The 21,243-nt window shown below is 58.7% G+C and carries 20 protein-coding genes; 15 read left to right on the forward strand and 5 right to left on the reverse strand.

Going from position 1 to position 21,243, the window contains the following annotated elements; all coding sequences use genetic code 11:
- Positions 1-14 precede the first annotated feature (14 nt).
- Positions 15-524 carry an S-ribosylhomocysteine lyase gene (gene luxS, locus ACW5W4_RS07790; protein ID WP_427262101.1) on the forward strand — a complete coding sequence of 170 codons (510 nt, stop codon included), beginning with the start codon at positions 15-17 and terminating at the stop codon, positions 522-524.
- A 149-nt stretch (positions 525-673) separates the two neighbouring features.
- Here the strand turns inward: luxS and ACW5W4_RS07795 are convergent, their stop codons facing one another.
- Entirely contained in the window at positions 674-1,696 is a 1,023-nt protein-coding gene (locus tag ACW5W4_RS07795) for a GGDEF domain-containing protein (RefSeq protein ID WP_427262102.1), read from the reverse strand.
- A 133-nt stretch (positions 1,697-1,829) separates the two neighbouring features.
- Here ACW5W4_RS07795 and rnr point away from each other — a divergent pair, with 133 nt between their 5' ends.
- The 7 genes from rnr to ACW5W4_RS07830 all read left to right on the forward strand — a co-directional run bounded on the left by rnr (position 1,830) and on the right by ACW5W4_RS07830 (position 13,425).
- Complete coding sequence (gene rnr, locus ACW5W4_RS07800; RefSeq protein WP_456688986.1) at positions 1,830-4,208, forward strand: ribonuclease R; 2,379 nt, start codon at positions 1,830-1,832, stop codon at positions 4,206-4,208.
- An 812-nt stretch (positions 4,209-5,020) separates the two neighbouring features.
- Positions 5,021-7,765 (forward strand): hypothetical protein, encoded by a 2,745-nt coding sequence (locus tag ACW5W4_RS07805; protein WP_456688987.1) that lies wholly within the window; start codon positions 5,021-5,023, stop codon positions 7,763-7,765.
- Positions 7,766-7,791: 26 nt separating this feature from the next.
- Positions 7,792-10,191, forward strand: a complete 2,400-nt coding sequence (locus ACW5W4_RS07810; RefSeq protein WP_456688988.1) for a hypothetical protein — start codon at positions 7,792-7,794, stop codon at positions 10,189-10,191.
- 264 nt (positions 10,192-10,455) lie between these two features.
- Positions 10,456-11,205 (forward strand): 23S rRNA (guanosine(2251)-2'-O)-methyltransferase RlmB, encoded by a 750-nt coding sequence (gene rlmB / locus ACW5W4_RS07815; RefSeq protein WP_408793711.1) that lies wholly within the window; start codon positions 10,456-10,458, stop codon positions 11,203-11,205.
- A gap of 9 nt (positions 11,206-11,214) precedes the next feature.
- Entirely contained in the window at positions 11,215-11,772 is a 558-nt protein-coding gene (locus tag ACW5W4_RS07820; RefSeq protein WP_456688989.1) for a Crp/Fnr family transcriptional regulator, read from the forward strand.
- Positions 11,773-11,875: 103 nt separating this feature from the next.
- On the forward strand, positions 11,876-12,325 hold the full coding sequence (locus ACW5W4_RS07825; RefSeq protein ID WP_456688990.1) for a GNAT family N-acetyltransferase: 450 nt from the start codon (positions 11,876-11,878) through the stop codon (positions 12,323-12,325).
- Positions 12,326-12,564: 239 nt separating this feature from the next.
- Positions 12,565-13,425: a DMT family transporter gene (locus ACW5W4_RS07830; RefSeq protein ID WP_427262106.1), complete on the forward strand. Its 861-nt coding sequence runs from the start codon at positions 12,565-12,567 to the stop codon at positions 13,423-13,425.
- Between the two features lie 24 nt (positions 13,426-13,449).
- Here ACW5W4_RS07830 and ACW5W4_RS07835 read toward each other — a convergent pair whose 3' ends face one another.
- Together ACW5W4_RS07835 and ACW5W4_RS07840 are read right to left on the reverse strand one after the other, a co-directional pair.
- Entirely contained in the window at positions 13,450-14,298 is an 849-nt protein-coding gene (locus tag ACW5W4_RS07835; RefSeq protein ID WP_456688991.1) for a hypothetical protein, read from the reverse strand.
- Between the two features lie 85 nt (positions 14,299-14,383).
- Positions 14,384-15,607 carry an Nramp family divalent metal transporter gene (locus ACW5W4_RS07840; protein WP_456688992.1) on the reverse strand — a complete coding sequence of 408 codons (1,224 nt, stop codon included), beginning with the start codon at positions 15,605-15,607 and terminating at the stop codon, positions 14,384-14,386.
- A gap of 270 nt (positions 15,608-15,877) precedes the next feature.
- Between ACW5W4_RS07840 and rpsF the strand changes: the two genes are divergently transcribed.
- The 4 genes from rpsF (at position 15,878) to ACW5W4_RS07860 (ending at position 17,867) form a co-directional block, all read left to right on the forward strand.
- Positions 15,878-16,264, forward strand: coding sequence for a 30S ribosomal protein S6 (gene rpsF / locus ACW5W4_RS07845; RefSeq protein WP_041995081.1), 387 nt, complete (start codon positions 15,878-15,880; stop codon positions 16,262-16,264).
- Positions 16,265-16,296: 32 nt separating this feature from the next.
- A complete protein-coding gene (rpsR, locus tag ACW5W4_RS07850) occupies positions 16,297-16,527 on the forward strand; it encodes a 30S ribosomal protein S18 (RefSeq protein WP_005313392.1) in 231 nt (76 codons plus the stop codon).
- A gap of 49 nt (positions 16,528-16,576) precedes the next feature.
- On the forward strand, positions 16,577-17,023 hold the full coding sequence (gene rplI / locus ACW5W4_RS07855) for a 50S ribosomal protein L9 (RefSeq protein WP_005331773.1): 447 nt from the start codon (positions 16,577-16,579) through the stop codon (positions 17,021-17,023).
- Between the two features lie 100 nt (positions 17,024-17,123).
- Complete coding sequence (locus ACW5W4_RS07860; RefSeq protein ID WP_456688993.1) at positions 17,124-17,867, forward strand: ferredoxin--NADP reductase; 744 nt, start codon at positions 17,124-17,126, stop codon at positions 17,865-17,867.
- Between the two features lie 64 nt (positions 17,868-17,931).
- Here the strand turns inward: ACW5W4_RS07860 and ACW5W4_RS07865 are convergent, their stop codons facing one another.
- Entirely contained in the window at positions 17,932-18,249 is a 318-nt protein-coding gene (locus ACW5W4_RS07865; protein WP_456688994.1) for a hypothetical protein, read from the reverse strand.
- 288 nt (positions 18,250-18,537) lie between these two features.
- Here ACW5W4_RS07865 and ACW5W4_RS07870 point away from each other — a divergent pair, with 288 nt between their 5' ends.
- Positions 18,538-19,536: a Preprotein translocase subunit SecY gene (locus ACW5W4_RS07870; protein ID WP_456688995.1), complete on the forward strand. Its 999-nt coding sequence runs from the start codon at positions 18,538-18,540 to the stop codon at positions 19,534-19,536.
- A gap of 45 nt (positions 19,537-19,581) precedes the next feature.
- On the opposite strand, the gene ACW5W4_RS07875 is transcribed toward ACW5W4_RS07870, so the two are convergent.
- The gene (locus tag ACW5W4_RS07875; RefSeq protein ID WP_427262150.1) at positions 19,582-19,749 is read right to left on the reverse strand and encodes a hypothetical protein; all 168 of its coding nucleotides are present in this window, start codon (positions 19,747-19,749) and stop codon (positions 19,582-19,584) included.
- A 44-nt stretch (positions 19,750-19,793) separates the two neighbouring features.
- Here ACW5W4_RS07875 and ACW5W4_RS07880 point away from each other — a divergent pair, with 44 nt between their 5' ends.
- Together ACW5W4_RS07880 and ACW5W4_RS07885 are read left to right on the forward strand one after the other, a co-directional pair.
- Positions 19,794-20,768, forward strand: coding sequence for an NADP-dependent oxidoreductase (locus ACW5W4_RS07880; RefSeq protein WP_456688996.1), 975 nt, complete (start codon positions 19,794-19,796; stop codon positions 20,766-20,768).
- Between the two features lie 39 nt (positions 20,769-20,807).
- Positions 20,808-21,233: a YqaA family protein gene (locus ACW5W4_RS07885; protein ID WP_456688997.1), complete on the forward strand. Its 426-nt coding sequence runs from the start codon at positions 20,808-20,810 to the stop codon at positions 21,231-21,233.
- Positions 21,234-21,243 lie beyond the last annotated feature (10 nt).

Consider the following 21,243-nt stretch of genomic DNA (forward strand, 5'->3'; position numbering starts at 1 on the left):
ATCAGGAGTCAGAAATGCCGTTATTGGACAGTTTTACCGTTGACCACACCCGTATGGAAGCCCCTGCGGTGCGTGTCGCCAAAACCATGCAGACCCCGAGCAAGGACACCATTACCGTGTTCGATCTGCGTTTTTGCGTGCCGAATCAGGAGATCCTCTCCGAGCGCGGCATTCACACCCTTGAGCACCTGTTTGCCGGCTTCATGCGGGATCACCTGAACGGCAACGGGGTGGAGATCATCGACATCTCCCCCATGGGCTGCCGCACCGGCTTCTACATGAGCCTGATCGGCGCACCGGACGAGGCCCGGGTGGGTCAGGCCTGGCTGGCGGCGATGGAAGACGTGCTCAAGGTGCAGGATCAATCCCAGATCCCCGAGCTGAACCTCTATCAGTGCGGCACCTACGCCATGCACTCTCTGGATGAGGCCCAGGATATCGCCCGCAACGTCCTGGCCCGCGGGGTCGGTGTGAACCACAACGACGAGCTGGCGCTGCCGCAAGAGAAGCTCAACGGCCTCTAAGGCGCGGGCAGCAGAGGCAAAGAAGGCCGGTCAATGACCGGCCTTCTCTTTTTGTTGGTGACTCTGTGTCTTGCAAAGAGGTGCGCTCTGAACAGCAGGGCTTGCCGTGGCTAGCCGCCTCACCCTGGTCGCCGCTCGGCATCCTGGTGTCAGGAGGGGAGGGGCATCACCCGGTTGCGGCCGAGCTCCTTGGCCTTGTAGAGCAGCCTGTCGACACGCTCGACCAAGGGATCCGCCGCCTCTGTGCCATCGTGCTCGCCGACCCCGAAGGAGGAGGTGATGTGGTCGATGCGCCGACCTGACTTGCGATCCAGGATCGACATCTTCTCGATGGCCCGGCGCAGGCTCTCCGCCACCTGGCGGCTCAGGGCCAGGCTGCGGCCCGGCAGCAGCAGGGCAAACTCCTCGCCGCCGAGTCGGTAGGCGGTGACCCCCTCCTTGCAGCACTCCCGCAGCCGCTTGCTGAAGGCGCGCAGCACCTGATCGCCGAGCAGATGACCATATTCGTCATTGAAGTTCTTGAAGCGATCTATGTCGGTCAGGATCAGGGAGAAGGGGTGACGGCTGCGGATCAGGCTATCCATCTCCAGGCTGAAGGCGCGGCGGTTGAGCAGACCGGTCAGGGCATCCTCGTTGGCGAGTTTTCGAGTCTCGTTCAGGGCCTCCTTCAGCACCTTGATCTCCTTCTCGGCGCTGGTCAGCTGGCTGCGAAAGTGCATGGTCGACATCCGAACATCCCGCGACTCGCGCACCAGCTCCCGTAATATCCCCATGGTATCCTCGAGGCTGAGCCCCTCGTCGTCGATCCGGCTCAGCCGATCGAAGCTGCGATCCAGCATGGCCTGAAACGCCCCCGTGTCCGACAGGGCGTCTTGCATGGTGTGGCCCAGCTCGCTGGTCATGGCGGCGAGATTCAGCTTCATGGTCTCGAGCTGCTGGTCGCTCTGGGCCGCCAGATATTGGTGGAATAGCCGTTCACAGGTGGTGAGCGAGCAGGTGCCCTGCAACTTGATGGCCTGATCGATCGCCTGGTTGAGCTCGGGCATGCTGGCCGACACATAGCTGTACCAGAGGGTATAGTTGGCGGGCGTGGTGGGGATCTGATACTTGATCATCAGGGGAACCGCCTGTTTCAGGTAGGCGGCGGACTGGGCGAATGAATCCTTGCTCATGGGTTCCATGTACTATTGGGCGCGCAATTGCGCCCAGTATGACAGAGAGATGCTGGAAAAGGCAGCGGGTGGATGCCATTAGCTCCCCCCTCCGATATACTAGCCGAGTCATTACTTATTCTAAGGCCTGCTTATGTCTCAACAAGATCCTTTCCTCCAACGCGAGGCCGAGAAATATGAGAATCCCATCGCCAGCCGCGAGATGCTGCTGGAACTCATTCGAGGCCATGAAAAACCCATGTCCCGCGAAGAGTTGGCCACCGTCCTCAAGCTGACCGAGGAAGAGCCGCTGGAAGCCCTTCGCCGTCGTCTGCGCGCCATGGAGCGTGACGGACAGCTCGTGTTCACCAGGAACCAGTGTTATGCCCTGCCGGATCGCCTGAATCTGGTCAAAGGCTATGTGCTCGGCCACAAAGATGGATTCGGTTTCCTGCGCCCGGAAGGTGGTGGATCGGATCTGTTCCTGAACAACCGCGAGATGCAGAAGCTGATGCACGGCGACTACGTGCTGGTGCAACCGACCGAGATCGACCGCAAGGGTCGGCAGGAAGCGCGGGTCGTGCGCCTGCTCAAGGCCCGCGAGGCGGACATCGTCGGCCGCTACTTCGTCGAGAACGGCATGGGCTTCGTGGTGCCGGACGACAGCCGCATCGGCCAGGACATCATCATCCCGCAAGGGGAGAACAAGGGCGCCCGTCAGAGCCAGGTGGTGGTGGTGCGCGTCACCCAGCGCGCCACCGCACGGATCAACGCGGTCGGCACAGTGCTGGAAGTGCTGGGCGAGAACATGGCCCCCGGCATGGAGATCGAGATCGCCCTGCGCACCCACGGCATTCCCCACACCTGGCCTGAGGAGGTGACCAAGGAGGTCGCCGGCCTCGGCGAACAGGTACCGGAGCAGGCCAAGGAGGGGCGCATCGATCTGCGCTCCCTGCCGCTGGTCACCATCGACGGGGAAGATGCCCGCGACTTCGATGACGCCGTCTTCTGCCAGGCCAAGAAGAGCGGTGGCTGGCGCCTGTGGGTGGCCATCGCCGACGTCTCCTCCTATGTGCGGCCCGGCACGGCGCTGGATGCCGAGGCGTATCAGCGCGGCAACTCCGTCTACTTCCCCGAATACGTGGTGCCCATGCTGCCGGAGGTGCTCTCCAACGGCCTGTGCTCCCTGAACCCCCAGGTAGACCGCCTCTGCATGGTGTGCGAGATGACCATCTCCGCCGGTGGCCGCATGTCCGGCTACAAGTTCTACGAAGCCGTGATGAACTCCCATGCCCGCCTGACCTACAACAAGGTGGCGGCCATCCTGGACGGGGATGCCAGGCTGCGTCAGCAGTATGACCCTTTGGTGGGCCATATCGAGGAGCTGAACAACCTCTACAAGGCCCTCAAGCATGCCCGTCATCAGCGCGGCGCCGTGGAGTTCGAGAGCGAGGAGACCCGCTTCATCTTCAATGCCCAGCGCAAGATCGATCGCATCGTGCCCCTGGTGCGCAACGATGCCCACAAGATCATCGAAGAGTGCATGATACTGGCGAACGTGGCTGCCGCCCGTTACATCGAGAAGAACGAGGCCGCCGCCCTGTTCCGGGTGCACGACCGCCCGGGCGAGGAGCGTCTGACCGGTTTTCGTGACTTCCTGGCCGAACTGGGTCTGGAGCTCAAGGGGGGCCTCGAGCCCGAGCCGAAGGATTTCGCCGAGCTGGCCGCCAAGTTCGAGGGGCGCCCGGATGCCGAGCTGCTCTCCACCATGTTGCTGCGCTCCATGCGCCAGGCGGTCTACCAGGCCGACAACATAGGCCACTTCGGCCTGGCCCTGAAGTCCTACGCCCACTTCACCTCGCCGATCCGTCGCTATCCGGATCTCATCTTGCACCGCGCCATCAAGTATCAGGCGGCCAAGGAGCAGGCGGCCCAGCGCCACAAGTGGACCCCAAGCGGTGGCTACCACTACCAGCTGGAAGAGGTGGACCCCATGGGCGAGCACTGCTCCATGACGGAGCGCCGTGCCGATGATGCCACTCGCGATGTGGCGGACTGGCTCAAGTGCGAGTACATGCTGGATCACGTGGGTGACGAGTTCGACGGCGTCATCGCCAGCGTCACCGGCTTTGGCTTCTTCGTGCGTTTGGCGGAGATCCACATCGACGGCCTGGTCCACATCAGCTCGCTGGACAACGACTACTACCAGTTCGATCCCCTGCACCAGCAGCTGATCGGCGAGAACTTCCGCCGTCGCTATCGCCTCGGTGACAAGGTGCGGGTCAAGGTGATGGCCGTGAACCTGGACGATCGCAAGATCGACTTCACCATGGTGGAGGAGCCCCTCAAGGCCACCGGCAAGAATGCCAAGGAGATGGCGCGCAAGCAGGCCGAGATCAAGAAAGAGAAGGCCAAGAGCAGCCGTCGCCACGAGCGTCGTCAGGAGGGCAAGCCCCTCAAGACCACGGCCGCCAAACCCAACAACCGCCGTCCGAGCAAGAAGGCTCGTGACAAGGCGAAGGCGAAGGGGTAAGTCCCCCTGCCTATGGGGCTTGGGTCCAGTGACCCAGGCTGAGGTCAGGGTCTGATGACCCAGGGTTATCTCCTCTGGATCCTGATAGTCCCAGAGACGAAAAAATCCGAACCCTGTTACCGGGGTTCGGATTTTTTATGGTCATCGAGGTGAGGGGCTGGGCGGAGATCGGCCAAGCTCTGTGGCTATGGCTATGGCTATGGCTATGGCTAGGGGCACAATTTCTGCGGGATTGCCACTCTATTGGTCGCTATGCGTCGATCGGAGCTTGTATGGTGTCACCGTGTCAACGTAGGATCGATTAGCCGTCAGGCGTAATCGCTCGTTCCATGTGATGGGGGAGTGGTATGGCTTTGCCATGCAAGATGCGAGGGCCTTGCCCTCGAAGGGAGTTCTTCCGCCCTTCGGGCTGTGGCGAGTGACTTTTCTTTGCGTGGCCAAATAAAAGTCACCAATCGAGCGACCACTCCCGGTAAGTCGCCCGCTGTGCGGATACCCTCGGCTCAGTGTTAGGGCCGGACGTTTCGCCGCACACGGCACATCCCTGTGCCGCCTGCGGCTGCACCGTCATCCCTGACGGCGCTACTGATCCACTCAACTTGCCTCGGCGAGTTGCAGGGGGAGCCAATACCGTGCCTGCCTGCGACTGGGTGGGGCAATTGCCGCTCTATTGGCCGCTACGCGGCGCTCAGAAAGGTGGGTGTCCCCTTTTTCATCTTGAGCATTGCATCAATCAATGCTGTTTAAATTTAAAGCGCCAGTTCTGATGCACAGACTGGCCAAAAAAACAAAATGACTGGATCGATATCGATATGACTGATAGCAAGCAGACTGAAAAGCAAAAGAATAACGACATCATCATCGACTTGTTCGCCTCTAATCTTCCTGGCAGTACCAAAGACGGAGATCTGATTCAGAAAGCGTTGCGTGATCAGTTGGTTGAGAGCATTCGAGATTCGGTTATCCCGGCAGACGCTGATAAGCCTACTGATGTAACAAGGGTTATTGATGAGTCTGGCCGTAATGTGTTCTTTGTGGACGGTACTCGTGGTGCAGGTAAAACTACCTTTATCAATAGCGTGGTCAAATCCCTAAATGGTGACACAAGTGGTGCCAGCGTGAGCATCAAGTGTCTGCCGACTATCGATCCTACCAAGCTACCGCGTCATGAACCCATTCTGGTCACGGTGACAGCCCGCTTGAATAGGATGGTATCCGATAAGTTAAAAGAGAGTTGGTCATCTAATGACCATAAAGAGCATAAAGAGCGTTGGCAGAATCATCTGGGGCAACTGAAACGCGGCTTGCATTTGCTGACCGACAAGGAATACAAGCCAGAATATTTCAGTGATGCTTTAAAGCTGGATGCCCAGCTTGATTATTCCATCGGTGGCCAGGATTTGTCAGAGATCTTTGAGCAACTGGTTAAATATGCGTGTGAAATTCTCGGCTGCCAAGCGATTCTGATCTCGTTCGATGATATCGATACCCAGTTTGACACGGGTTGGGATGTGCTCGAATCCATTCGTAGATTTTTTAATAGCCAGAAATTAGTGGTGGTGGCGACCGGCGATTTGCGTCTGTATTCCCAGTTAATTCGCGGTAAGCAATACGAAAATTACAGTAAAACCTTGCTCGACCAAGAGAAAGAGAGCGCCCGTCTGGCCGAGCGGGGATATATGGTGGAGCACCTTGAACAGCAGTACTTGTTGAAATTTTTTCCGGTGCAGAAACGAATGCAGCTCAAAACCATGTTGCAACTGGTTGGCGAAAAAGGGCGAGAAAAAGGCTGCGAAAACATTAGCGTTATATATAGTAAAGATGCTGGCGGAGAAAAGGTTAATTCAGTTCGGAGTGCTTTGGAGAATATTGTTTCGAACGGTCTAAACATACGGATTGGTTCCGATCTTGATATGTATGTTGATGAGCTTTTGAAACAGCCGGTTAGATTGTTAATGCAAGTGATGCAGGATTATTACTCTCGTTTACAAGCTTCGGACATATCTGAAAGCAAGCTGCTGAAGGATTCGTTATATGGTGCCATGCTTAGCAGTATATATCGGGTGGGGTTGAACTACGAACAGCATCGCATTGGGATGGATTCGTTGTGTGATGATATCTTTAGATATTCTCATCAAGATCAGGATGTTAATACTGGGTTTTATCTTCGCCCTCAATCAAGTTCTGAAGCTCTTCGGAACTGCTCTGTTTATTTATCCTCTCAAGTCAGCGCATTGTGTGGCGGAAGTCTTTCAAGAATACTTCAGCTTATGCTGGTTGGATGCGGCAGCGTGAGTCTCTTTGAGCATGTAAAGCAGCGACTTGGAGGTGATGTAGAGAAAACTCGACCAAGTATAGATGCTGAGTTTAAGTCATATATGTCTATTGGTCGTCGAGAAAGCGTTACCAATTGGGCGAATAGAAGTTGTGCTGTTATCTCTGACGATGGGTTACCAACCCAGTCAGCTGGTGTATATCTTGGGATGATACAAGTAAACAAGAAAAATCGCGGTAATAAAGGAGTGTACAAAGCATTAAATATAAATTCAGAAAGTGGATTGGCTAAGCTTTCTGTTGCTGCATCCCTTAGCTCTGTATTAACGCCAGCACCATCAGATTTCCTGTCTATTTTTAACTTGATTGGTGCGATCGCCGATCTGGCAGATATTGATACGGGTAGCCAAGGAGAGGAAGGTGATGTTTCAAATACAGATGTAGGTGTGGAAGTATTCAATAAGGCACTACTCAAAGTCTTGGCGAAGCCCACTTGTGTTGCACCTATATGGTCTAAACATATGGATAAAGGCACAGTCGAGGCTGCGGAAGATCTGGACGTTGTTAATGAAAGTGAAATTAATGGTGCAATGACAGAGCTTCTTGATTGGAATCGTCTTGTTCGTCAAACGTCATCCAAAATTAAGCCTTCCTCTATTCTGATAGGTAAAATATGGACCCGGTTGTTTTTTAATTTATCCTCTATATCTGAAAAGCATAAGGCACTGCTTGGTGATGATGCCGATGCGCACCAAGGAAAATATGCAAAACATACCAATGCTGCAAAAATTATGCGATTTAACGTTTTAGCATTTCTTCATGCTGTGCTTGTTGAAGAGGATACTTATCATCGTGTTGATAAAAACTCATTATCCTGTATTTCTGTTAAATTTAAGCAAAATCCTGTTACATCTGTTGGCCAATTTGTCGCCAAGCTGGATTCAATAGGCGGGATAGATGGACTTATGCAAACTCATCCTATTTTTTGTCTTATTATAAAATGTCCATTAATACATCCGTTCCTTTTCCCTTTGGGTGGTATTAACTCAGCCGACAGCACGCTCCTTCTGCAAGAAAAATCACTTCTTGATAGTTTCAATAAAATAATTGGTGGAGAGTTTATTAAGAACGTTAATTTCGATAAGTTGGAAACCATAGATTCCTCATTTTCAGGTCTTGGATGTAAGAGCTTGCATGTCACAAGTATTGCTGCTGCGCCGTATGATTCAAAATCGGTAAAGAAAGATAAAATATCTTCGCAAGATGATGATGTAGATAAATAATGCTCGCGGCTGTTTAAGGATTAGATATGGAACGGTTTCTTCTTAATTCAACAGAATTGTTGCATCGACTCAGTAACGTCTCGTTGGATGAGGTATCACTTGATGACGGGGTGGAATCATCCGTGTTCCTTGCTCAATACGAGCAGACGCGTAGCTTGCCTGATCATGTAGCCAAATCGGCTTGGTCATACTTGGCACAACGACTCAAACAGCGGAATATGAAACTTGGCCCAATTGCGGCTTTGCGTTTTATTGCTGAAAAATTTGTTAAAAACGAGAAAGATGGCCCCAAAACCGATCTTGCTTTGTTCTCGGAATGGCAAACCTTGATGAGTAGGGTGTCGTGTCTGCCGATTCTGGCGTGCCATCATGTGTTTAATCCTGGTCCTGCCAGTCAGGATTACAACTTTCGCTGGCCTTTGTATCCCTATCATCCGGCGGTTGAGGATTACCTTACCCGTGAGCGGCTGAACGAAACTCATCAACATCTGAATGGCAGTACCAGTGCGGAAGAGTGTTGGCTGGATGCACTCAAACACCCAGAAGTGACAGTCAGAGATTTCGAGAAGGGCTGGGCGGTTCAAGAGATGAAACAACTCTGTGCCCAGATTGATCCCTCCCTGACGCCTGTCATCTTCAGGGATCGTTTGCAGATCGCCTGTAATATTCGCGAAATTCTTTGCCGGGTAGCTCAGGGCATGGTGTTGCCTGATTGGATGGTGTCATTGCAGCACCCGCAGCAGTTGGCGGACAGCACCATTCTGCATAATGACCAGGAGTACGGGTTTACGACGGTTTGGCCAACGGATGACAAATACAGTCAGGAGTCTGAATTTTGCTGGCTAACCGGGCTGTTGGAAAAATGGCGCTATGGTGCGCCAGAAGGATTGGAACGACTGCTTTGGATTTACCTGCTAATTCAGAATCAGTATCTGACCTTACTGGTTCAGCGAGACGATTTTTTCGGGTTTGATCAGTTCCAGAAATACACCATGACTGAGCTGAGGGAAGAGACCGAGAAATCTTATTTGTCTCGTTTCAAACATGCACATGGGGTGGGTGTGTATTCTCAGATCCGTTATCTGGAAGGGCGTTTTGCTCCGAAGAGCGACCCCGAAAAAATGCAAAAACTGATCTTCAGTGTTCTGCGTGGGTATTGGGAATACCTTAAAGGTCACATGACCGTAGACTGGGAACATCCCCAGCCACTCAATATCACCCAAGTGCTCGATAATCTTGAGCAGATTAAGCCTGACAGTATATGTGCCGAGCTAGCGCTGGTGCCGCACTTCATCAAGAAAAAGCCCCAAAAGGATGAAGTCTATCCCTACGCATTGCTGTTCAAGGATGTAAAAAATCAGGCAGCTATCCTGATGGAGATCCTGAATCATGAGCCACGTTTGACCCGCTGGATTCGAGGTGTGGATGCCGCTGCCAATGAGATGCACGCGCCACCGGAATTGTTTGGCCCCTTGTTTCGGGTGCTGGCAAAATCCGGTATTGCTCATTTTACCTATCATGTTGGCGAGGACTTCCCGCATCTGATCAGTGGTATTCGCTCCATTGATGATGCCTTGAGGTTTTTGCCGTTGCGTAATGGCGACCGTCTTGGTCACTGCACCGCCATTGGCATCACGCCTAACATCTGGAAACGCTCTTTGCCATCGTCTCTGTCCATGACCAAAGAGACACGATTGCTCGATTTGGTATTTATCTGGCGGGAACTTCGCAATCATCCACAGCTACTGCGTTACGCCAGTGATGCAGCGATTGAAGCGGTTCGTTTGGCTCACAAGGTGTTTTCGCTGGAAGACGAGATCTCGATTACCACCCTTGAGCAGGTGTTTGATTTGCGAGGCGTGTTGGCTGAATCGGAAGGTCTGCTGGGTGAACTGGATGGGCCATTAAAGCCCGAATCCCTCTGGTTGGAAGAGTACGAGCGCGCTAGAGAGTTGGCTAAAGTGGCTGGCATGAAAAGGCCGCTGAAGCTGTATCAGCAATGGTTGACAGATGACAACGTGCGAAAGCAGCGAAATGAATACATTGATGTGACCCTGGAATATTTGCCGGATGAGGCGTTAGTTTCGTTGCAACAAGCGGTGATGGCAAAAATGTCAGACCGAAACATCGCGATTGAGTGCCCTCCGACCAGCAATACCCGTATCAGCCAGTATCGAGATGTTAGCGAGCATCATATCTTTCGCTGGATGGGGTTGCCGGGTGAGGCAATTGAAGGTGATGTCCCTATGTCTATTTGTCTGGGATCTGATGATCCGGGGATCTTCGCCGCGGATTTGAAATCCGAGTTCTACCATCTGTTCGTTGTGTTAACCCGAAAGTTCGGTTTGTCGCCAGCGGAGGCTTTGAGAAAGGTGGAGGAGGTGAACGAGAATGGGCGGATTTATCGCTTTCACGATGTCAGGTAGTGAAGTTGGGACACCCATCGTTTCGAGCACCGCATAGCGGCTAACAGGTCATGGTTGGCTTACCGCCACGTGCCGCTGAAGGGCTCGAGATAGCTACAGACGTTTGGCCGAGCAGCTTCCTCCTCCCTCGATGCCGGTGTCTCTGGTATGATGCGCCATCATTTAGCGACCGGTGACGACGCCAGCATCATGGTGGTCAGGCTGCCGGTACGGCCATTTTTCTTCGGGGCGCATTCATGCGACCCGACACCACGGATCTTGAACATGAGTACTGAATTGATCTACGGCATCCATGCCGTCAGCGCCCAGCTGGAGCGCACCCCGGAGCGTTTCATCGAGGTGTGGGCCCTGAAGGGTCGCGACGACGAGCGGCTGCTGCCGCTCCTCGCCGAGCTGGAGTCCCTCGGTATCCGGGTGCAGAGCGTCAACCGCAAGGCGCTCGATGACAAGGCCGAGGGCAACAATCACCAGGGCATATTGGCCCGGGTGAAGGAGTCCCCCAAGCTGGCCGAGCACGATCTGGCCAGCCTGCTGGACAACCTGGCCTCACAAGAGGCACAGCCCTTCCTGCTGGTGCTGGACGGCGTGACGGATCCCCACAACCTCGGCGCCTGCCTGCGCAGTGCCGATGCGGCCGGGGTGCACGCCGTCATAGTGCCGCGGGACAAGGCCACCGGCCTGACCCCTGTGGTGCGCAAGGTCGCCTGTGGCGCCGCCGAGGTGGTGCCGCTCATTCAGGTCACCAACCTGGCCCGCAGCCTGCGCGAGCTGCAGGAGCGGGGTGTCTGGATCGTCGGCACCGCCGGCGAGGCGGATCACGACCTCTATCAGGCCAAACTGACCGGCCCCATGGCACTGGTGATGGGCGCCGAGGGCAAGGGGATGCGCCGCCTGACCCGCGAACATTGCGACGAACTGGTGAGCATCCCCATGGCGGGGGCGGTATCCAGCCTCAACGTCTCGGTGGCGACCGGCGTCTGCCTGTTCGAAGTGGTGCGTCAGCGCCGTGGTTGAATGAGCGTGATGGAGCGACCCCCGTTTTGCCGGGATCCCCACATCGATGAGCAGGAGGCCAAGGGCCTCCTCTCTTTTGCCCGGCCCCTCTCGCTGGCGCCGAGGGCGCCATTGTGGCGGGCGGGCGATCACCCGGATCTGCTGGTGCGGGTCGAGCGGGGTCTGCTGCGGGCCCGGGTCGCCCTCGAAGATGGCCGCGAATACATCAAGGAGTTCTACTGGGAGGGGGACGAGTTTCTCGACTTCCACCATCAGCTCAGCGGCCAGCCGGCCCGCTACAGCGTAGAGGCTCTGGAGCCCTGCCACCTGCTGGTGTTTCCCCTCGCCAGCCTGCGCGGGCACCGGCTCTGGCCCGCCTGGTACCAGCATCTGGTCGCGGTCCAGCTGCGCATCAAGGAGGAGAAGGAGCTGCTGCTGCTCACCGGCACGCCCCAGGCTCGCTATCAGCACTTCTTGAGCCATTTCCCCGACCTGGATGCCCGCCTGCCCGACCATCAGGTGGCGGCCTACCTCGGCATCACCCCCATCAGCCTGAGCCGGATCCGCAAGCGCCTGGCCGGACGTTAACGCCCGGCAAGGCGCCACTGCCGCGCGTCGCCTGATTAACCAAGGTTAATGCGAGGCGCCGGTCGCGGCGCTATGCTGGCGGCTTCTTCCCAAGGAGTCAGCTATGGATTGGACCCTCAAGGGCTTCGATGCCCTCTCGTTACATGAACTCTATGATCTGCTGGCCCTGCGCTCCCGGGTGTTCGTGGTGGAGCAGAGCTGCCCCTTCCTCGATCTGGACGGGCTGGACAAACACGGCGAGGTGCTGCACCTGCTGGGATGGCAGGAGGGCGAACTGGTCGCCTATGCCCGCCTGCTGGCGCCGGATCTGGTGAAGCCGGGCTTTGCGGTGATAGGCCGGGTGGTCACGGCGCCAGAGGCCCGCGGCGGCGGCCTGGGCCATCGCTTGATGGAGAGGGCAGGCGCCGAGTGTGCACTGCTCTGGCCCCAGGCTCCCGTTTATCTGGGGGCCCAGGCCCATCTGCAGGATTTTTACGCCCGCCACGGTTTTCGACCCGAGGGGGAAGCCTACCTCGAGGACGAAATACTGCATATCGGCATGGTGCGTCCCTGAGGGCGGGCACAGGGCCATCTAATGCCTTTTAGGCATAACAATGAAATTATTATGTCTTGAGGTAGTAAAAAAATCGGATGCCCAGGGTGGAGTTAGTCCGTATCCTTTGCATGATTAACCGCCAATATCCGATAGAGGCAGTCTAAAGTGGCAAATTTCGCATTGAATGCTGAACAAGATCCGAAAGTCTTGCCGCCAAGCCGAGCCATGGCTGTCCTCTGTCCGGACGGGGAGGGGCGATGGAGCTGATCCGCAAGCGCTTCGCCCTCGACCTGCAAACCTTCGCCATCATCACCCTGATCCTGGGGAACCTGGCCCAGGCCTTCTCCGACGTGCTGGTCAAGCTGATCGGCCCCGGTTTCAGCCCGCTGCAATACATGTTGCTGCGTCAGCTGTTCACCCTGCTACTGCTGCTGCCGCTGATGGCAAGGGTGCCGAGGTCGGCCTGGGGGCTGGGTGCCTGGAAGTGGCACCTGCTGCGGGGCCATCTCTGTCTGCTGGGGGGCGGTGGCATGATGCTGGCTCTGACCCAGTTGCCGCTGGCCACGGCCAATGCCATCTTCTATGTCTCGCCTCTGCTGACGCTGCCGCTGGCGGCCTGGCTGCTGGGGGAGAAGATCCACTCCCGCATCTGGCTGCTGGGGGGGCTTGGGCTGCTGGGGGTGTTGCTGGTGCTCAATCCCGGGGACTTTCATCTGGCCGGGCTCGGCGCCCTGCTCACCGCTTTCACCCTGGCGCTGTTCAACATCACGGGACGCAAGCTGCCGGCGGGCATGTCGGTGGTGGCGGCCCTGTTCTGGGCCAACCTGATGGCGATGCCCCTCACCGCCGGTCTGGCGATCGGTCACTGGCAGCCCCTCGACTGGCGACTGCTGGCCCTGATCGGGGGCAGCGGCCTGATGCAGCTGCTCTATCATGCCAGTTGCTTCTATGCCTATCGCCAGGTGGAGGCGAGCCGCATCGCCGCCACCGAATACTCGGGCCTGATGTTCGTGATGCTGCTGGGGGTCTGGCTGTTTGCCGAGATCCCCAGCTGGAACCTATGGCTCGGGGTGGCGCTGATCCTGCTCGCGATCCACTGGCAGCGTCGGCTGGGTTAGTCGCAGAGGTTCTGCCCGTGGGGGTCAGGGTTCGGCCCGGGTGTGCAGGCTGAACCCCTCTTCGCCGCCGGCAAGGGTCACACTGACCCGACCCAGGGCCGCCAGATGGGTGACATGGGTGCCGCCGCAGGGAATGGTCACCTCTTTACCTTCAAGGGTGCAGTGCCAGTAGCGCGAATCTATGATGGCCTCGCCGTCCCAGGAACGGCGGATCTCGCCGCCCGCCGCCAGCCAGTCGGCAAGTTGCTGGTTGACCCTATCTTCTATCTGCGCCAGCTCCGCCAGCAGGGGCTCGCCGTTGATCCCCTTCTTGCGCAGGCTCTTGCCGATGCGGTACTGCTCCCGTGAACCATGGGGCTCGACCCGCGAGCCCTGGATGGCGAGGCGATCGAAGTCGGGCTGACCGAGGGCGTCGCGCTCGCTCACCGCCTTGCGCCAGTAAGGGATCAGGGCTCGGTTGAGGGCCAGAGCCGCCAGATGGCAGGCGCTGTGCCCCAGGCTGAAGGCATGGCGGGCGGCGGCGTCCACCTCGAGCTCAACCTGGGTGCCGACGGGCAGGGGGTGGGTACCCGCCAGGGGATGCACCACCACGAAGGCCCAGCCTTCTGCTCCCCGCTTGACCGGGATCTCCCTGTCCACGAACAGCTCGCCAGCCGGACTGATGGCCCCCATGCGGCAGGGGCCCACGGCCGCCTCGCCGCCGTTCCAGCGCACGGTGCCCACATCCCCGGGTTGGTCTGGCCAGAGGTGGCTCTGGGGGTGGAAGGGGGTGAGGTCGGTCACCAGCAGGGTCGGCTCGCCCCCCTGGCAATGGCGCACGCTGGCCTGCTCCTGATGATGGCCCAGCACGAAGCTGGCGCGGGTATGTTGCATGGGGCACTCCTGTGAGAGAACAGGAGGGCAGCATAGCGCAAAGGGAGCCCTGGCTCATTAACCCGGGATAATGAGCCAGGGGCGATCAGAGGAGGGAGACCAGCAGATAGGCATTGAGGCCGATCACCAGAGCGACGATGAGGCGCCCCACCGCCTGGGTGAGCGGATGGTTGCGATACTCCCCCATCAGGGCGCCGTCGCCGGTCAGGATCAGCAGGGGGATCAGTGCGAGGGCTATGCCAAAGCTCAGGATCACCTGGCTCAGCACCAGGATCTCCGTGGTGTTGAGCCCCATGGCGATCACCACGAAGGCCGGGAGCATGGTGATGAGCCGCCGCAGCCAGAGGGGGATGGTGAAGCGCACGAATCCCTGCATCACCACCTGGCCCGCCAGGGTGCCGACCACGGTTGAGGAGATGCCCGAGGCGACCAGAGAGAGCCCGAACAGGGTGGCGGCGGCCGGGCCCAGCAAGGGGGTGAGCGTCTGATAGGCGGACTCCAGCTCGGCCACGTCATGATGGCCCGAGGCATGGAAGGCGGCCGCCGCCATGGCGACCATGGCGAGATTGACGAAGCCGGCGATGGTCATGGCGATGGCCACATCGACCCGGGTGGCATGCAGGCGCTGGCGGATCGGCTCCTGCCCCTCGCCATGCTGGGTCAGGGCCGAATGGAGATAGATCACATGGGGCATCACTGTGGCCCCCAGCATGCCGGCGGCAAGGTAGATAGCCTGGTTATTGGGCAGGCCGGGGAAGAGGGCGCCCTCCAGCAGGCTTGGCAGATGGGGGCGGGAGAACACCAGCTCGACGATATAGGCCGCCGCCACGAACAGCAGCAGGCCGCCCACCACGAACTCCAACGGCTTCTGACCCCGGCTCTGCAGCATGAGAATGCCCCAGGTCGCCACGGCCGTGATGCAGGCCCCTTCCAGCAGGGTGACCCCGAGCAGCAGCTTGAAGCCCACGGCGGCGCCGATGAACTCGGCGAGATCCGTGGCCATGGCGATGATCTCCGCCTGTACCCAGTAGGCCCAGACCGCCGGCCTGGGCAGACGGTCGCGGATGTGCTGCGCCAGATTCTTGCCGGTGACGATGCCGAGCTTGGCAGAGAGCGTCTGGACCAGCATGGCCATCAGGTTGGCCCAGACCACCACCCACAGCAGCTGGTAGCCGAAGGTGGATCCGGCTTGGATATTGGTGGCGAAGTTGCCCGGATCGATATAACCGATGGCGGCGATGAAGGCGGGACCCAGCAGGCTGGCTTTGAGTTTGCGTGGGGCCAGCGCGAGGGTGGCAGCGGGTTGCATAACGGCATCCTCCATAGGGATATGGCGTTAGCATAGCTATAAATGATAACTATTATCAATTGTGATTTTAGATGGTGGTCATAGAGAAATCGGGATGGCGGACCGGGTAAATATTTCGCCGCGACAGGGGCAGGTGCCGGTTGCAGTCGGTGTGTCGATTTCGTACAATACGCCGCCCTAGAAAGCAGCGTCTAAACACACCATACGTTCCTTGCCTCCGAGGTCTGGCTGCACCTGGGCGGAGGCTGAATTAATCCGTAAGGAGCTAAAATGCGTCATTACGAAATCGTCTTCATGGTTCATCCGGACCAGAGCGAGCAAGTTCCCGGCATGATCGAGCGTTACACCGGCGCGATCACCGCTGCCGGCGGTACCATTCACCGCCTGGAAGATTGGGGCCGCCGTCAACTGGCTTACCCGATCGACAAACTGCACAAAGCCCACTACGTTCTGCTGAACGTGGAAGCAGAGCAAGCCGTTATCGATGAGCTGGAAACCAACTTCCGCTTCAACGATGCCGTTATCCGCAACATGATCATGCGCACCAAGCACGCCGTGACCGAAGTTTCTCCGATGGCCAAGGCCAAAGAAGAGCGCTTCCCCCGTCGTGACGACGAGCGCCGCGAAGAAGCGACTGAAGCTTCCTCCGAAGAGTAATTCTTAGATCACTGACATAGAGGATAAAGGCCATGGCACGTTATTTCCGTCGTCGTAAGTTCTGCCGCTTCACCGCCGAGAACGTTACCGAGATCGACTACAAAGATATCGTTACTCTGAAAAACTACGTCACTGAATCTGGCAAGATCGTACCGAGCCGTATCACCGGTACCCGCGCCAAGTATCAGCGTCAGCTGGCACGCGCCATCAAGCGTGCTCGTTACCTGGCTCTGCTGCCGTACACCGATCTGCACAACAAGTAAGCATCGGTCCGGCACTTAAGCCTAACTCAACATCATTAGAGGAAAGGTAATGCAAGTTATCCTGCTCGACAAAATCGCCAAACTGGGCGGTCTGGGTGATCAAGTCGCTGTTAAAGCTGGCTACGCCCGTAACTATCTGATCCCGCAAGGCAAAGCCGTCATGGCTACCAAGGCCAACATCGAGACCTTCGATGCTCGCCGTGCTGAACTGGAAGCCAAGCTGGCTGCCGGTAAAGCTGCCGCTGAAGAGCGCGCTGCCAAGCTGGGTGAACTGGCTGCCGTTGTCATCGCCTCCAAGTCTGGCGACGAAGGCAAGCTGTTCGGTTCCATCGGTACCCGTGACGTGGCTGAAGCCATCACTGCTGCCGGCGTCGCCGTTGCCAAGAGCGAGGTCCGCATGGGCAACGTTCTGCGCAACACCGGCGAGTACGAAGTTGTTGTTCAGCTGCACGCTGACGTCAAGGCAACCGTACAGATCCAGGTTGTTGCCCTGTAATAGCGACTCGCTGTTGCAGAAAAACCCGCGCCAAGGCGCGGGTTTTTTATTTTGGGCCGCCAAGTTACAGTAATAGACTGTTTTTGCGCGGGAGGTGCTCATGGCGGCCTGGGTTGAAGGACGTGTCATCGAACGTATCCGCTGGACGGATACCCTGTTTTCCCTGCGGGTGGAGGCGGATCTGGCCCCCTACCAGGCGGGACAATTCACCAAGCTGGCCCTCGAGCAGGGCGATCGCCGCATCCAGCGCGCCTACTCCTTCGTCAATCCGCCATCGACCCCCTATCACGAGTTCTATCTGGTGGAGATCCCGGGCGGTGAACTCACCCCCAGCCTGGGTTCCCTGCAGCCGGGGGATGGCCTGCTGGTGCAATCCCAGGCCACGGGGTTCCTGACCCTGAGCGAGATCCCCCCCGGCCGGGATCTCTGGCTGCTCTCCACCGGCACCGCCATCGGCCCCTTTCTCTCCATCCTGGCGGCGGGGGAGGCGGAGCAAGGCTTCGACAACCTGATCCTGGTGCATGGGGTAAGAAAGGGGGAGGAGCTCAGTTATCAGCCCCTGATCGCCGAGCTTCAGGCCCGGCTGGGCCGCCGGCTGCACTATGTTCCCTTCGTCAGTCGCGAGCCCTGGCCCGGCGCCATGGCGGGCCGGATCCCGGCGGCCATCGACGCAGGCACCCTGCAGGCGCGGGTCGGTCTGACCTTCAGCCCGAAGCACAGCCAGGTGATGATCTGCGGCAATCCCGAGATGGTGAAGGCGACCCAGCAGGCACTCATCGCCCAGGGCCTGGCCAAGAACCTGAGGCGAACCCCGGGCCAGATCAGTTCGGAGAATTATTGGTAGTGCAATGAACGCAGGGGCCCAGGGCCCCTGCGTCATGATGGCGCCTTGCCGGTCATGGCGGATATCAGGGTTTCTTGCCGTTGCCGTGGTTCTTTTGTTTGTTGTGGCCCTGGCCCGGGTTGTTGCCGCTGTGGATGCTGCGGTTGTAGTGATCCCGATACTTGCCATCCACCTGGTCGCAGTTGAACTGTACCCGGCTGTCGCCTATGCCGAGATCCAGACAGTTGTTCTGCCACCAGCGGTACTCCTGCTGATCCCAGTCGATGTCCAGCTTCATGTCACCGCTGGAGAACGTGAAGCCATCGTCGTGCTTGGAGGGCGGCTCAGCAAAGGCCGCGCCATGGGCCAGGAGGAGGGAGAGCAGCAGGCTAGTCTTGTTCATGATGACCTCGAATTCAGGGGAATAACTCTCAGTCTAGAAGGTGGAAGCTTAACCTGAACGGAACCGGTCACCACCCCGACATGCATCGCTCCCATAACAGCCTGTCCCGGTGGAGCGTACCGCTCGCCAGATCGGTCTACCCTGGCTGTGCTGGCAATTTGTCCGATCTGGTCGCGCCCTGTCCAGCCAGGACGGTATCTGATTGAATTCAAGCGATTGGCCTTCATTCTGCCGAGGGGGGGACTATAATCGGCAGCCAACTTTTCCTGCACAGCACACCTCTTCATCATGACCACACAGGCTCCTGCCGTACTGCGCTACCCCAAGGGGTGGTTTGCCCTGACCACGGTATACAGTTTTACCGGGCTGGCTATTCTGGCCTCCATCGTCTTCTCCCTGTTGCTGTTTCTCTCCATCGACGACAACCCTGTGATGAAGTGGTTGTTCGGCGGTCTGGCCATCATCTTCGAACTGGGCAAGTTCTACGTCTGGTACGAATATGGCGAGTGCAAGGCGCGGCGCGATCTCGGCGGCGCCTTCTGGTCCCTGCTGTTTTACAGCGTGCTGGCGGCCATCTCCATCGGCGGCAGCATCGGCGGCATCAACAGCGCCACCAATACGGTGCTGAGCCAGCAGGCGCACCATGAGCGGGAGATAGCCCGCTTCGACGAGCAGATCGCCAGCATAGAGCGCCAGATCCAGCTCAACGAGGAGGCGGCGCGCAAGTACATAGAGATGGCGCGCATCTCCAGCGGGGTCAGCGGCCTGCAGCAGGCCAACACCCGACTCAGGTTGAAGCAGGATGAGCTGCGTCAGGAGCGCGATGCCAAGCCGGTCAACGAGCAATCCTCCATGCTGGGGCTGATGAGCAGCCTGGCGGACGGCATGGGCATCAGCATAGGTCAGGTGCAGTTCCTGCTGGTCTGCTTCCTCTCCATACTGCTCGATGCGTTCGGGGCCTTCTTCGTCAGCCTGATCGGCGAGGAGAACCGCTTCCGTCGCCAATGGTTGTGGCAACAGGCGCGAGAGCAGGCCGAGGCTCGCCAAACCGAATCAGCCGCCGCCGCGCCCATGGTGGCGAGCAGACCCGAGCCAGCACCGGCCGTGGTGGCCCAGGTCCGCTCAGGTCTGGAGAGCGGCGAGCTCAAGTGCAGCAAGCGGGGGGTGGCAGAGGCGCTGTCGCTCTCCCTGGAAGAGGTGGACAGAATATTCCAACATCTGTTGGCAGAGGGGGTGCTGGGGCAGGGCAGCAATCGTCACTACCACCTCAGTGCGCAGGCGGGTTGAGATCCGGGCCACCTCAGGGTGGCCTTTTTGTTGCCGCAGGCGGCGTCAGTGGGTGAGCAGCATCATCAGGCTGAGGAAGGCGGCAAGCCCGCCACCGATGCCGATGATCCAGTAAAACCCCTTGGCCCCCTGCTTGATGGGAATGCGAAAGTAGAGCAGGAAGGCCCACCAGGCCAGCGCCAGCAGCAGGGGGATAAGAAACATTCGAGCCATGGTGTCCTCGCTGTTATTCTGTTGACCCTTGATCAATCAACAGGATGGATTGTGCAATGACGCAGTTACAGATTACCGCATTCGGCGACCCCTCGGTACTCAGCCTCACCCCTTCCCAGGACAAGGTGCCCGCAGAGGGTGAGGTTCGGGTGCGCATCTGTTACGCCGGGGTGAACCCCATCGACGCCAAGACCCGGGCCGGTCTCGGCTGGGCGGCGGCCCAGAACAAGGACAAGCTGCCCTGGACCCCGGGCTATGACATGGCCGGTGTGGTGGCGGCGCTGGGCCCAGGGGTGGATAGCCTCAAGGTGGGGGACAAGGTGTGCGGCATGGTCGGCTTCCCCCTGGAGGGAGGGGCCTACGCCGAGTCCATCCTGGCGCAGGCGGCGCTGCTGGTGCCCCTGGAGGAGGTGAGCCTCAAGCAGGGGGCGGCCTTGCCGCTGGCCGGTCTCACCGCCTGGCAGGGGCTGTTCGAACACGGTGAGCTCAAGCAGGGGCAGCGGGTGCTGATCCTGGCCGGCGCCGGTGGCGTGGGCCACCTGGCGGTGCAGTGGGCCCGCGCCAGTGGCGCACGGGTGACGGCGCTGGCGAGCCCGGACAATCACGGCTTCCTGCACGGCCTGGGTGCAGAGCAGTTGGTGGATTACCACGACCCCGATTGGGTCGCTCAGGTCGGCCGGGTGGCGCTGGTGCTGGATCTGGTGGGTGGCGACAGCGGCAAGGCGGCGCTCGATTGCGTGGCCGAGGGAGGCCGCCTCGTCACAGTGCCCACCATCACGGCGGAGGCGATCAAGCAGGCGGGCAGCGGGCGCGGCATCGAGGTGCGCGGCATGCTGGTGCAGCCCAATCCTGGGCAGCTGGCCCAGATGCTGACCCTGCTGCGCCTCGGCGAGGCGCAGATCTGCATCAACCGCGAGTTCGAGCTGGCCGATGGCGCCCTGGCCCATGCCGCCATCGAGGGGGGGCATACCCGCGGCAAGTTGCTGCTGCGCATGCCGGGCGCGAGCTTGGATGAGTAACGGCCTGGCCCCCGTGCCTGCTCCCCCGGCGCACGCCCCATGGAGATGAGCCTCGGTTGGCTGTTTCTGAGCGCCTTCACCTCCGCCACCCTGCTGCCCGGCAGCTCCGAGGTGCTGCTGGGGGCCATGGCCGCCCAGGGGCAGTGGGGCATGGCCAGCCTGCTCTTCTGGGCGACCCTGGGCAACACCCTGGGCTCCATGACCAGCTGGTGGCTCGGCTGGCTCGCCACCTACAAGAAGAAACCGGAAGATTTTCAAGGTCGTGGGGAACAAAAGGCGCTCGCCTGGCTCAAACATCATGGCCACTGGTGCCTGCTGCTCGCCTGGACGCCCGTGCTCGGCGATGGCCTCTGCCTGCTGGCCGGCTGGCTGCGTCTCTCCTTCTGGCGCTCTCTCATCCTGATCGGGCTCGGCAAATTGCTGCGTTATGCCCTGGTGTTTCTGTTGGCCAGCCAGATTTTCTAGCCCTTTTGTC

This window comes from Aeromonas crassostreae (assembly GCF_054052445.1).